Origin of the sequence: Stappia indica, from assembly GCF_001696535.1 — a bacterium.
Classification (GTDB): domain Bacteria; phylum Pseudomonadota; class Alphaproteobacteria; order Rhizobiales; family Stappiaceae; genus Stappia; species Stappia indica.
On record NZ_MBQE01000001.1, the window covers coordinates 1,424,967 to 1,437,757 of the forward strand.

Consider the following 12,791-nt stretch of genomic DNA (forward strand, 5'->3'; position numbering starts at 1 on the left):
AAATAGCCTGCCGGAAGCGCGCTGTCAGCCCCGCCCTTTTCCCGTCAGCGCTCGACGATCACGGCAATGCCCTGCCCGCCGCCGATGCACATGGTGGCGAGGCCGTAGCGCCCGCCGATCCGCTTCAGCTCGTGCACCAGCTTGACCATCAGGATCGCACCCGACGCGCCGATCGGATGGCCGAGTGCCACGGCACCGCCATTCGGATTGGTCCTGTCGTCCGGCAGGTCCAGCTCGCGGGCCACGGCAAGCGCCTGCGCGGCGAAGGCTTCGTTGGATTCGATCACATCCATGTCCGAGATCTGCAGCCCCGCGCGTGTCAGCGCCTGACGGACAGCTGGAACCGGCCCCATGCCCATGATGTCGGGCGCGACGCCGCCGAGCCCGTAGGCAACGATCCGGCCCCAGCTTTCCAGCCCGCGCTCGGCGGCGCGGTCCGCCTCCATCAGCACGAGGGCCGCCGCACCGTCGTTGATGCCGGACGCGTTGCCGGCCGTCACCGACCCCTCCCGGTCGAAGGCTGGCCGCAGCTTCGACATGTCCTGCGGCGCCGCATCGCTGCGCACATGCTCGTCCGTATCGAAGATGGCTTCCGCGCGTCCCTTGCGCACCGTTATCGGCAGGATCTGCTCGCGGAACCGTCCTTCCGCGATGGCCTTGGCCGCCCGGCGGTGAGACTCCAGCGCAAAGGCGTCCTGCGCTTCCCGGTCGATCCCCTTCTGGCGGGCGATGTTCTCGGCCGTAATGCCCATATGGCCGTTGCCGAAGGGATCGGTCAGCGCGCCGACCATCATGTCGGTCGCCGAAACGTCGCCCATCTTCTGGCCGAAACGCGCCTGGCTCATCAGGTGGCCGGAACGGCTCATGGATTCCGCCCCGCCCGCCAGCGCCGCATCCGCGTTGCCCAGCATGATCGCCTCTGCCGCCGTCACGATGGCCTGCAGGCCGGAGCCGCACAGGCGGTTCAGCGTCAGCGCCGGCGAGGTCTGCGGCACGCCAGCGCGCAAGGCGACGACACGGGACAGATACATGTCCTCCGGCGCCGTGTGGATGACATTGCCGAACACCGCCTGTCCGATCTCGTCCGCCGGGACACCAGACCGGGCGATGGCCTCGCGTGCGACAGCCGCGCCGAGGTCACACGGAGACAGGCCGGAGAGAGCGCCCGCGAAATCTCCGATGGCGGTGCGCACGGCGGAGGTGATGACGACGTTTCTGGTCATGATGCTGTCTTTCGAAAGGGAAGGAGCGCGGCGGACCGGGAGGGGATCCGCCGCGCGGGAGGGACCAGACACGAAAGCCCGGTCGGCAACTCAGGCGATGGCAAAGCCGCCATCGATCCTCAAGGTCACGCCGTTGATGTAGCTGGCGGCCGGCGACACCAGGAAGCCGACGGCCTCGGCCACTTCCGACGGCTCGCCCCAGCGCGCCATGGGAATGCGCGCGAGGATCGGACCGGCGCGTTCCGGCGTGTTCATCGCGTTGATCGACATGCGCGTCTTCACCCAGCCGGGCGCCACGGCATTGGTACGCACCCCGTCGGCAGACCAGGCGGCGGCGAGCGCACGGGTGAAGGAATCCACCGCCCCCTTGCTCGCCGAATAGGCGGGGTTGCGCGAGGACCCGAAGGTCGACCACATGGACGCGAAGTTGACGATGGCCCCGCGCCGCGCCTTCAGCGCGCCTTCGAGCGCGAAGCAGATCTCCTGCGTGCCGCGCAGGTTGACCTCCATCACCCGGCCGAAGCCCTCGTTGGTGAACTCCTGCCCCTCATGGACGATGATGCCGGCCGCCGTGACCAGCGCGTCGACACCGTCGAACTCGCCGGCAAGCGCCGCGATGGCCGCGCTGTCGGTCACGTCGAACCTGCGCTCCTCGTGCAAGGGGTGGTCGATCTTTTCCTCGACATCGAGGCCGAGCGACACCACCCGGTAACCGTCGTTCAGCAGCTTGCGCACGCAAGCCTGCCCCAGCCCCGTGCCGCCACCGGTCACGAGCGCAATCTTTCCTGGCTGTTCCATCGCCGTCAGAGTCCCAGATAGGTTGAACGTAGATGCGGGTCGGCAAGCAGCTCCTGCCCGCCGCCCTGCTTGGCGATCTCGCCGTTTTCGAGCACGTAGGCGTGGTCGGCCATCTTCAGCACCTGGAAGATGTTCTGCTCGATGATCAGGATCGAAAGGTCCCGGTGGCGGATCTGTTCGATGGATTCCATCAGCCGCGACACCATGATCGGCGCGAGGCCGAGCGAAGGCTCGTCCAGCGCCAGCACCTTTGGCAGCGCCATCAGCGCCCGGCCGACCGCGATCATCTGCTGCTGCCCGCCCGACATCGTGCCGGCGCGCTGCCTTGCCCGCTCGCGCAGGATCGGGAACAGCTCGAAGACCTCCTCCATGGTCTCCTCGCGCCGGGCACGGGCCCGCTTCGAATGCGCCCCGACCATCAGGTTCTCGGCGATGGTCATCTCCGGAAACAACTGCTTGCCCTCGGGCGACTGCACGAAGCCGGCTTCCACCACCTTGTGCGGCGCCAGCCCGCCGATCGGCTCGCCGTTGATGCGGACCTCGCCGCCGCGCAGCGGCAGAAGGCCGGAAATGGTCTTCAGCAGCGTCGTCTTGCCAGCGCCGTTGGCGCCGATCAGCGCCACGACGGACTTCGGCGGCAGGGCGATATCGATCCCGCGCAGGACCTCGACATCGCCATAGCCGGCCCTGATACCAACGCCCTCAAGCACCGGGGATGTCATGATTCTCTCCGAAATAGGCTTTCAGGACTTCCGGTCTGGACACGACCGCGGCCGGCTCCCCTTCCGCGATCAGCTCGCCGTGGTCGAACACGATCACCCGGTCGCTGAGCGACATGATCACCTTCATCACGTGCTCGACGATCAGGATCGAGACGCCGCGGTCGCGGACCTTGCGGACCAGCTTGACCATCTCTTCCGCTTCCGAGGGCGTCGCCCCGGCCACCACCTCGTCCATCAGCAGAAGCTCGGGTTCGGTGCACAGCGCCCTGGCCAGCTCCAGGCGGCGCCGGTCGAAGGCGGTGAGGTTCTGCGCCTCCGTCTCCACCAGCGGCCCGAGCCCCAGGAAGTCGGCGACTTCGAGCGCCCTGTCCCGGTTGCGTGAACGGTCGGTGTGCCGGGCGAAGCCGCCGACCATCAGGTTGTCGATCACCGTCATGTCGCCGAAGGGCTTGGAAAGCTGGAACGTGCGCGCCACGCCCGCCTTGCAGACATCCCAGGGCTTGCGTCCTGTCATGTCGCGCCCGGCGAAGTGGACGCTGCCGGCGCTCGGCTTCAGGAAGCCGGCGATCATGTTGAAGGCCGTCGTCTTGCCGGCGCCATTCGGCCCGATCAGGCCGAGGATCTCGCCCCGGTGCATGGAGAAGCTGACGTCCTTGACCGCCTGCAGGCCGCCGAACCACTTGCTCAGCCCCTCGACGCGAAGGATTTCCTCGCTCATTTCGCACCTCCCCCGGCAATCTTGCGGAAGATCTTGCGCAACGGATCGATGGCGCCCTTGGGGAAGTAGAGCACGCAGGCCATCAGCGCGAAGCCGTAGACGACCAGGTGCAGGCCGAGCAGTCCGCCGCCGAAGGCGCCGCGCGCCAGTTCCGCGATGGGCGTGAGGATCGCCGCCCCAAGCAGCGGGCCGAGCACCGTGCCCTGTCCGCCGATGATCGCCATCACCGCCATGTCGATGGACAGTTCCAGGCCCATGCTCCGCTCCGGATTGATGTAGCGGAAGAACTGGGCGTAGAAGCTGCCGCCGATCGCCGTCATGAAGGCGCTGAGCGCAAAGGCGATGGAGGTGTAGCGGGTCGGGTTGACGCCGAGCGCCTCGGCCGCATCGCGGTCGCCGCGGATCGCCTTCAGGCAGAACCCCAGCTTGGAGCGCTCCATCCAGGCCGTGGCGGCCAGCGCCAGCGCCAGGAACGTGAGGATGATATAGTAGTAGGGCACCTTGCCGGAGAACTGGAACGCCCAGAAATCATCGCCCCGGTTCGGCACGATCAGCCCTTCCGCGCCCTTCAGCGGGATGCCAGCGAAGTCGTTGGTGTTCTCCACCCAGATGCGGACGATCTCGGCAAAGGCGATCATCGTCAGCGTGAAGTAGGGCCCTTTCAGGCGGAAGGTCGGCAGGCCGATAAGCACGGCGAGCACCATCGCCAGAAGACCGCCGAACAGCATGCCGAGCCAGGGGCTGAGGCCGAGCTGGGTGAACATCAGCACGCTGACATAGCCGCCGACGCCGTTGAACATGGCGTGGCCGAGCGACAGCTGGCCGACATATCCGCAAACCAGGTTCCAGGACGTCGCCATGTAGGCGAAGAACAGGATCATGATGATCGAGTGCAGCGTGAAGCTGTCGGTGACCACGAGCGGCACGAAGGCGAGCCCGGCCACGATCACGAGGAGCACATGGGTCTGCGTCAGGCGCAGGCCGCGTGCCTGTGGTGTCTTGTCGAGTGCAGCGAACCGGTTCATGCGCGCCCCATGATGCCCTGCGGGCGAAAGACCAGGATGAGGATGAACAGCACCAGCGATCCGATGGATGCCGAGGTGGCCGTGACGAACTGCGAGGCGACGGCCTCGAACACGCCGATGACGATGCCGCCGACGATGGCGCCCGAGATGCTGCCGAGCCCGCCGAGCACCACCACCACGAAGGACTTGATGCCGAAGGCGAGGCCGATGGACGGCGAGATCGGCAGGAACGGCGAGATCAGGGCCCCGAAGAGACCGAGGATCGAACAGCCGATGCCGAAGGTGACTGCATAGACCGCCGGCACGTTGATGCCCGACATCGACGCCGCATCGCGGTTCTGCGCGGTTGCGCGGATCGCCCGGCCCATGTCGGAATGGCGCAGCCAGTAGGAGATGCCGAGCGCCACGACGAAGGCCGCGAGCGCACCGATCAGCCGCTGGCCGGAGATCGGGATGCCGCCGATGAAGATTGTGGGAATGTAATATGCGCCCTGCAGCGCCCTGACGTCCGGTCCGAAGGCCATCAGCGCCATGTTGTCCATGACGAGGAAGACGCCCGCCGTCAGCAGCAGGGCGCTGAGCGGCTCCACCACCATCGCGCTCTCGCGCCGGATCAGCGGCGCGATGACCACCGACTGGACCATGTAGCCGAGGGCGAACATCACCGGCACGGTGATCAGCGCCGACAGGTAGGGGTCCATCCCGAACAGGCTCCAGCACCAGAACGAGATGTAGAGCGAGAGCATCAGGAACGAACCGTGCGCGAAGTTGACCACCCGCAGGACGCCGAAGATCAGGCTCAGTCCAAGGGCAACTCCGCCGTAGATCGCCCCCTGCAGGAGGCCGTTCACCACGGCGTAGGATAGAATGAAGGCGTCCATTTCGTTCGTCTTCCCGAGAATTCAGGCGCAGAGCGCAGGATGCAGGGCCGAAGGGCGCGCCGGCCGCGGGGGCCGACGCGCGTCAGGCTGGATGTCAGCGCTCGGACCAGGCCGGGACCGGCCACACCGGGGCCGTGTCGCTGGCGCGATTGGCCTTCGGCCAGATCGTCTTGCGCTCGCCGTCGAGGTTCTGCGAGATCACGCCATGGGCGAAGGTGTTCTGCCCCTGCTCGTCGAACTTGATCCGCTGGTAGCCGGTGATCAGCGCCGGGCCTTCCTGCAGGTCGGTGGCGACAAGCGCCTCGCGCAGCTTCTCGCGGTCGGCAGAGCCGGCCCGCTCCAGCGCATCCGCGATCACGTACATCGCCGAGAAGCCCTGTGCGGAATAGGCCGAGAGGCCATAGCCCAGTGCCTCGACCGAGGCGTCGTTCGCGGCCTGGATCACCGGATCGTCGGTCACCTTGAGCTTGTCGATCTGCCAGTCTTCCTGGACGAAGGCGTAGGAGACGGCTTCAGCCGGCAGCGCCTTGTAGAAGGAGGGATCCTCCATGCCGCCGCCGACCGAGTGGACGCCGAAAGGCAGGTCGAGGCGCTGCTCCATCATCTGGCGGGTGAACAGCAGGTGGTCGGGCGTGTAGAGCGCAACGATCACCGCATCGGGCCGCGCCGCGCGGATCTTCAGCAACTGGTTGCCGAAGTCGGTCTGGTTCGGCGGGGCTGCCTCGTCGAGGACGATCTCATAGCCGCGCTCGGCCGCGATCTTCTTGACGTTGGCCGCATGCGAGCGGCCCCAGTCGGAGCCCTCGTAGAGCATGGCGATAGTCTTGGGGGCCTCGCCGGTCTCCTCCTTCAACAGGTCGATGGCGTCGATCTGCTCGCGGGCGTCGTAGGTCGCCTTGTTGTTGATGCGGAAGACATACTTGAAGTCGCGCTCGGTGATCTCGTCCTTGACCGAGCCGACCACCACCCACGGGGTCTTCATCCGCTCGGCGACCTCGGTCGCCGGGAAGGTCACCGCGCTGTTGAACGCCCCGCACAGGACCGAGACATTCTCGCGCGAGATGACGCGCTCGGTTTCGGTCACGCCAACGTCCGGCTTGGACTGGGAATCGGCGAACAGCACCTCGAGCGGCGCGCCGTCGAGCGACTTGATGCCGCCGGCCTCGTTGATCAGGCGGGCAGCGATTTCGGCGCCCACCCGCGTCTGGTTGCCGACCGCCGCCGAGCCGCCGGACAGCGGCAGCACGCAGCCGACCTTCACCGCATCGGCAGCCTGCGCCACCGACCCCAGCGCGGCCATCGCCGCACCCGCCAAGAGAACGCGCTGCAGCGCCCTTCCCAGGTTTCCAGAAAGCATGTTCACTCCTCCCATTTGCCGCCCGGACAGTTTCCCGGGACGTGGAAATTTCTTCCAGAGGCCAGTATTTCGGCCTTTGAAAACGGGGCAACGCAGTGACTGGCTTCCACCACGTACCAATTCGCGTTCCCGCCAGAACTCCCCTTCGAAATCATCATGAAATCAGCAACTTGACCTGACGTCCGGGAGCGTTCGCCCTGTCTTCGTCCTCCCGGACAGGCGTGCGGACGCACCTCTCCCCTCGCCTGCTCCGGCAGCGGAGCGGACGTGCAGACGACGGCTGTCGCACAGGAGGGATCGCTCGCGCGGAACAGGTCCCGCGCGGATGGTCTCATTGGACGGCGAGCCGCGGCTTCGCGGCTCTCAGGACGCCGTCTTGGCGGCCAGCGCCTCGACCCGGCGGATCGCGCCGGCAAGCATCTGCGGGGTCACCGGGCGGTCCAGATTGGCCAGATGCGGGGCGACCATGGTCCACTCCGCCATCTGGTCGATCTCGGCGCCGGACGGATCCTTCATGCCGAGGTCCGGCAGCGAGGCCGGCAGGCCGATCTCGCGATAAAAGGCCATCAGGTCGAGGATCTCCTCGTCTCCCCGCTCCTCCGCCGCCCACTGCACCAGCAGCGCCCAGGCGATCTGGTAGCCGTGGATCGCATCCATCGCGTCCCGCGTCCTGACCAGCCCGCGCGTCAGCGAATGGGCGAGCGATAGCCCGCCATTCTCGAACCCCAGGCCGCTCATCAGAACGGTCGCTTCCACCACCGCTTCGAGGTCCGCGCTGGCCTCGCCCCGACCGCAGGCCGCAACCGCCGCCGCGCCATGCCGGCGGATGGTCGTGTAGCAGCGGTCGGCGATGGCGATGGCGGTCAGCAGCGGGCGCGTGCCGAACGGTGTCACGCCGGTTCCCGCCAGGCAGCCGTCGGCCTCGAACTTCTTCGAGATGGCGTCACCGATGCCGGCCAGCAGGAAGCGGACCGGCGCCTTGGCGATCAGGTCGGTATCGACCAGCACCAGGTCGGGGTTTCGCGCCATCCGGTCGACGGCCACCATCACGTGGTGCTCGTCGTAGATGGCGATGGACGCGCTGGTCGGGGAATCGTTGGAGGCTATGGTCGGCACGGTGAAGACCGGCTTGCCGAGCAGCTGCGCAACGCCCTTGGCCGCGTCCAGCGACTTGCCGCCGCCCAGACCGATCACGAGGCTCACCTCCTCGTCCCGGACCTGATCGCCAAGCCCGGCGATGGCGGCGCGGGTGATCTCGCCGTCCAGCACCAGTAGGCGCGGCCGCAAGCCCGCGGCCGCCATGGCGGAGGTCACGCGCTCGCCGAGCATCGCCACCACATGCGCATCGCCGATCAGCACCGGCACCGCGCCATAGGGCGCTGCATGGTCTGCCAAGACGTCGATGGCGCCCGGCCCCTGCAGATAGCGCGAGGGTGCCCCGAAGATGCGCAAGGCGGAGAGTGCCGTCATCGCACCAGCCTCATGGCATGGTCGGCGCCCAGACCGCAGCTCTCGTAGTGCCGGCGCGTCGCCTCCAGCTTGGTGAAGACGTCCTCGTAGCCCATCGCCCGCCCTTCCGGGTCGACATAGACATAGCCGCCGGTGACGTGGAACAGGGTGATCATCTCCTCCACGTCGTCGGGCACGATCAGCGTGTGGGTCTCGCCGGCCGGCTCGAACGCGTAGCTCGACGGCACCGCCTCCCAGTCATGCTCCAGATAACGCCAGCGACCACGCAGCGTGATTGCATGGACCGGTCCGGCATGGCGGTGGCGGGACAGGATGCCCGAGCTGCGCACGCGCAGCAGATTGACGAAATAGCCCTGGCTCACGCACAGGAGCAGCGGCTTGAAGGCGACGCCATTCGCCTGCGGCACCCACTCGCGCTCGTCCCCGTCGAGATCGAGAGCCCCCGGCACGAAGGCGTCGTCGATCATTCCGAACGGCGGCGGCCCCACATAGGCCTGCTTCGCCGGATCCATCCCTGCCGAAACGTTGCGGCTGTCCATGTCTTCTCCCTCCCGTTCTGGCTTCCCGCTTGCCGGCATCCTCAGGCCGGCTCGGGCAGCGCTCTATCCTTCGCGGATGACCTCCAGAAAGCGCGGCAGGTCGACCTGGTACTTGGCCTCCAGGTATTCCTGCGAACCGCATTCGAAGAAGCCGTCGGCGAGGCCGATGCGCGACAGCGGCTTGCAGATGCCGGCGTCGTAAAGCGCCTCGATAACGAGGGTGCCGAGACCGCCGGTCGTCTTGTGGTTCTCCGCGACGATCAGGCGCTTGTGGCGGCGGGCGAACTCCAGCACCCCGGCCGTATCGAAAGGCTTGATCGTGCCCACATGCAGCACGCCGACATCGCGGCCCTCCCCGGCCACGATCCTCGCCGCATCCAGCGCGCGGGCGCTCATGTAGCCGGTGGCGATGATGCCGGTGTCGCCGTCGCCTTCCTTCAGCACCTTCGCCTTGCCCACCTCGAAGCGGTAGTCGGCGGGCAGTTCCACCGGCACCTTGCCGCGCAGGTTGCGCACATAGACGGTGCCCGGAATGTCGGCGACGGCCCGCACCACCTGCTTCAGCTCGGTCGCATCGCACGGATCGATGATCGTCAGGTCCGCGATGCCGCGCATCATGTTGAGGTCTTCGGTCGCCTGGTGAGTGGCACCGTAGCCGTTCACGAGGCCGGGCATGCCGGCGAAGATCTTCACGTTGGCTTTCGAATGGGCGCAGGCGATGGCGACGAAATCGTAGGCCCGCCGCGTGATGAAGACCGAATACGTGGTGCAGTAGGCGATCTTGCCGACCTTCGAGAGCCCGGCGGCGATCATGATCAGGTTCTGCTCCGCCATGCCGACATTGAAGAAGCGGTCGGGATGGGCATCGCGGAACGGCAGGATATCGCTGTAGCGGCCCATGTCGGCGGTCAGGCCGACGATCTCCGGCCGGCTTGCCGCCATCTCGGCCAGCGTGTTGCCGAAGGGGGCGAGCTCGGTCACCTTGCCGGCGACCTCGACGATCTCGCCCATGCCGCGAGTGCGGTCACCGAGGGTCTTGCTCTCAGGCATTTTCTCTCTCCAGTTCCTCGATCAGCGAGTCCCACTCGTCGTTGCCGACGCGCACGAAATGCGCCCGCTCGCGGGCCATGATTGTGGGAATTCCGAAGCCCGGCGTGGTGCGCAGGACGATGGCCTTCGGCTTGCCGTTGGCCTCGCGGCAGGCTGCCAGCGCCTCGACCAGCGCCGCCATGTCGTTGCCGTTGATCTCGTAGGTCTCGAAGCCGAAGGCGCGCATCTTGTCGGCGACCGGCTCGATGGCGACCGTCACCGGCCCGTCGGCCTGGATGCCGTTGCAGTCGATCAGCGCCACCAGCTTGTCGCACTTGAAGGTCGCGGCCCCCATGGCAGCTTCCCAGGTCGAGCCCTCGTCCAGCTCGCCGTCGGAGAACTCGCAGAAGACGCGGGCGGAGGAGTTGTCCAGCCGCAGACCCATCGCCATGCCGACAGCCTGCCCCAGGCCGTGGCCGAGCGAGCCGCCGACGATCTCCACGCCGACCGTCTCGTCGAACGTGCTCATCGGCAGGGCCGAACCGTTGAGGCCGTAGGTCGGCAGCTCGCCGTCGTCCAGGTAGCCGGCCTCGGCCAGCACCGCATACATGGCGATGGAATAATGCCCGGTGGACAGCAGGAAGCGGTCCCGGCCGTCCCAGTCCGGGTTTGCCGGATCGTGCCGCATCTCGTGGAAGTACAGCGCGGCCAGGCAGTCGGCGATGCCGAGCCCCTGGGCGATGTAGCCCTCGCCCTTGCCGGACGCCATGCCCATCATCTTGCGCCGCAGGTTGAGCGCGCGCGCCTTCAGCGCCGGCACGTCCGGTTCGCTCGGCGGGTGATTGCGGAGTTCCATCGCCACTGGATCCTTGCCTTTAGGAAATTGTCGGATCCGGAGACCGGCCGCACCTTGGGTGAAAGCGCGCAAATGCCGGGTCCGGGACGGGCTCGGGATGGCGGGGAAAGTCGGGCCTCCCGAAGGACAGGGGCACTATACGAACCGTCTCAAGCCTTGCGCCGGCCCTGCTGGCCTTCGCGGCAGACCACAGGGGAGGAAGGCCGGCCGGACGCGTATTGGTTCGCTCCCGAGGCCAGCCATCGCATTGCGGTGGCCATCCGGCCGTGAGGCAGTGCGGCACTCATCCGCAACGGGAGAACGAGATGCCGATTGTCGACATGAAGATGCTGGAAGGATTTTCGCAGGACCAGAAGGAGGCGATGTATGCGGAAGTCACCGACGCGCTCTGCCGCACCCTGGGCTGCCGGCCGGACCAGGTCCGCATCATGGTGAGCGACCTTGCCACCGGCGACTTCGCGATAGCCGGCAAGAGCGTTGCCGCGATGCGCAAGGCATCGCCCTCCTCCTGATCGAGGGCGATACGAGACCGGGCCGGAGCGATCCGGCCCGGCGATCCCGGCCTTACGCAGGGCTTTCGAACAGTTTGCGCAACTCCGCCTTCAGCACCTTGCCCATCGGGTTCTTCGGCAGCTCGTCGAGAATGCGCCAGTGGCGCGGGCACTGGTAGTCGGCGAGCTTTTCCCCGCACAGCGCCCGCAGGGCCTCGACATCGACCGTGCCGCCCTCCGCTGGCACGATGCAGGCGGCGACATCCTCGCCGAGCGAGCGGTGCGGCACCGCCACCACCGCCGCTTCCTTCACCGACGGGCTGGAATAGAGCACCTCCTCGACTGCGATGGAGGCGATCTTCAGCCCGCCGCGATTGATGATGTCCTTCAGCCGGTCGGTGAAGAACAGGAAGCCGTCCTCGTCGAGATAGCCGACATCGCCGGTGCGGATACCGCCGAGATCGAAGGCCTTCGCTGTGCCCTCCGGATTGCGGAAATATCCCGCGGCGACCGCCGGTCCGCGGATGACGATCTCGCCCCGCTCGCCGCTCGGCAGCTCCCTGCCCTCCTCATCGACGATCGCGATCCCGCCATGGGGCATCGCCCGGCCGACCGAGCCGAATTTCGCGAAGGTCTCGTCCGGCAGCAGCACCGTTCCGTTCGGCCCGCTCTCGGTCATGCCGTAGATCTGCACCTGCTCCACATGCGGCCAGCGCCGCGCCAGCTTCTCCGCCACCTCGCGCGGCATCGCCGAGCCGCCATAGCCGATGCGCCGCAGCGACGAGACGTCGTAGTCGCCCTTGGCGAACTCCTCGATCATGAAATGCACGACCGAGGGAACGCCGTGATAGAAGGTCGAGCGCTCCCGTGCGATCAGGTTGAGCCGCCCGGCATTGTCCAGCACGCCTTCGAAAACGAGCCCCGCGCCGCTGACCCAGGCCGACGAGCAGCCGAGATTGAGCCCGGACGAGGTGAAGAACGGCCAGCCGCCCTGGTAGAGGTCGCCGGGCTTGAGGCCCAGCGCCTCGGAGTTGCACATGCCGGAAGCGATGGTCGTGCGATGCGTGTGCATCACCGCCTTCGACTTGGCGGTGGTGCCGGAGGTGAACAGCAGCGAGGCGAGCGTTTCTGGATCCTGCGGCCCGGCAGGCGCCTTGCCCGTCAGATGGTCCTCGGGCCGCGGCCAGGGCCGCGCGTTCGCGTCCTCTGCGCCATCCGCATCGACGACCAGCAACAGCGCGCGCGCATGAGCCGCCCGCATCCGCGGCGCGTCGGCCGCACGGCAGACGATGGCGACCGGGTCGACCAGCTCCATCGCATGCTCGATCTCGCCCTGCGCGTAGCGGGTGTTCAGCGGGGCGATGGTCGCCCCCAGGCGGAACAGGCCAAGCGCCGTCAGGATCGCCTCCAGTCCGGCATCGTTGTCGAGGAAGACGGCGACCCGGTCACCCGCGCAGATCCCGCAGCCATGCAGGCCCGCCGCGACGGCCTCCATATGGCCGACGAGCTGGGCATAGCCCAGCCGCTCGCGATGCCCCGCGACCGAGCGCGCCGACAGCGCGATGGCCATCGGCCGTTCTTTGGCGTGCCACTCCAGGAGGGCCGGGACCGTCAGTTCGAGGAGCTTGTCTGGTTTTTGCATTCCTGCCTCATCTGCCACGACGTGGACGTCGGTGATTTGG

13 protein-coding genes are annotated in these 12,791 nt (G+C 67.3%); 1 reads left to right on the plus strand and 12 read right to left on the minus strand.

What is annotated here, in order from left to right; all coding sequences use genetic code 11:
* Positions 1–44: 44 nt before the first annotated feature.
* The 11 genes from bktB to BBX35_RS06745 all read right to left on the minus strand — a co-directional run bounded on the left by bktB (position 45) and on the right by BBX35_RS06745 (position 10,618).
* Complete coding sequence (gene bktB / locus BBX35_RS06695) at positions 45–1,223, minus strand: beta-ketothiolase BktB (RefSeq protein ID WP_067217432.1); 1,179 nt, start codon at positions 1,221–1,223, stop codon at positions 45–47.
* Positions 1,224–1,313: 90 nt separating this feature from the next.
* Positions 1,314–2,021 (minus strand): SDR family NAD(P)-dependent oxidoreductase, encoded by a 708-nt coding sequence (locus BBX35_RS06700; RefSeq protein ID WP_067217434.1) that lies wholly within the window; start codon positions 2,019–2,021, stop codon positions 1,314–1,316.
* 5 nt (positions 2,022–2,026) lie between these two features.
* Complete coding sequence (locus BBX35_RS06705; RefSeq protein WP_083206048.1) at positions 2,027–2,743, minus strand: ABC transporter ATP-binding protein; 717 nt, start codon at positions 2,741–2,743, stop codon at positions 2,027–2,029.
* Positions 2,724–3,461 carry an ABC transporter ATP-binding protein gene (locus BBX35_RS06710; protein ID WP_067217437.1) on the minus strand — a complete coding sequence of 246 codons (738 nt, stop codon included), beginning with the start codon at positions 3,459–3,461 and terminating at the stop codon, positions 2,724–2,726. The genes BBX35_RS06705 and BBX35_RS06710 overlap by 20 nt, the downstream gene beginning before the upstream one ends.
* Positions 3,458–4,486 (minus strand): branched-chain amino acid ABC transporter permease, encoded by a 1,029-nt coding sequence (locus tag BBX35_RS06715; protein WP_083206049.1) that lies wholly within the window; start codon positions 4,484–4,486, stop codon positions 3,458–3,460. The genes BBX35_RS06710 and BBX35_RS06715 overlap by 4 nt, the downstream gene beginning before the upstream one ends.
* Entirely contained in the window at positions 4,483–5,367 is an 885-nt protein-coding gene (locus tag BBX35_RS06720; protein ID WP_067217439.1) for a branched-chain amino acid ABC transporter permease, read from the minus strand. Before BBX35_RS06720 ends, BBX35_RS06715 begins: the two co-directional genes overlap by 4 nt.
* Before the next feature lie 94 nt (positions 5,368–5,461).
* Positions 5,462–6,724, minus strand: a complete 1,263-nt coding sequence (locus BBX35_RS06725; protein ID WP_067217442.1) for an ABC transporter substrate-binding protein — start codon at positions 6,722–6,724, stop codon at positions 5,462–5,464.
* Between the two features lie 363 nt (positions 6,725–7,087).
* Entirely contained in the window at positions 7,088–8,194 is a 1,107-nt protein-coding gene (locus tag BBX35_RS06730; protein WP_067217444.1) for a glycerol dehydrogenase, read from the minus strand.
* Complete coding sequence (locus BBX35_RS06735) at positions 8,191–8,733, minus strand: 2,4'-dihydroxyacetophenone dioxygenase family protein (protein ID WP_341871207.1); 543 nt, start codon at positions 8,731–8,733, stop codon at positions 8,191–8,193. Before BBX35_RS06735 ends, BBX35_RS06730 begins: the two co-directional genes overlap by 4 nt.
* Positions 8,734–8,796: 63 nt before the next feature.
* Positions 8,797–9,783 (minus strand): transketolase family protein, encoded by a 987-nt coding sequence (locus tag BBX35_RS06740; protein WP_067217446.1) that lies wholly within the window; start codon positions 9,781–9,783, stop codon positions 8,797–8,799.
* On the minus strand, positions 9,776–10,618 hold the full coding sequence (locus BBX35_RS06745; RefSeq protein ID WP_067217449.1) for a transketolase: 843 nt from the start codon (positions 10,616–10,618) through the stop codon (positions 9,776–9,778). The genes BBX35_RS06740 and BBX35_RS06745 overlap by 8 nt, the downstream gene beginning before the upstream one ends.
* A 266-nt stretch (positions 10,619–10,884) precedes the next feature.
* On the opposite strand from BBX35_RS06745, the gene BBX35_RS06750 reads away from it, so the two are divergent.
* Positions 10,885–11,130, plus strand: coding sequence for a tautomerase family protein (locus BBX35_RS06750; RefSeq protein WP_228185895.1), 246 nt, complete (start codon positions 10,885–10,887; stop codon positions 11,128–11,130).
* A gap of 52 nt (positions 11,131–11,182) precedes the next feature.
* Here the strand turns inward: BBX35_RS06750 and BBX35_RS06755 are convergent, their stop codons facing one another.
* Complete coding sequence (locus BBX35_RS06755; protein WP_171901393.1) at positions 11,183–12,751, minus strand: class I adenylate-forming enzyme family protein; 1,569 nt, start codon at positions 12,749–12,751, stop codon at positions 11,183–11,185.
* Positions 12,752–12,791: the final 40 nt, after the last annotated feature.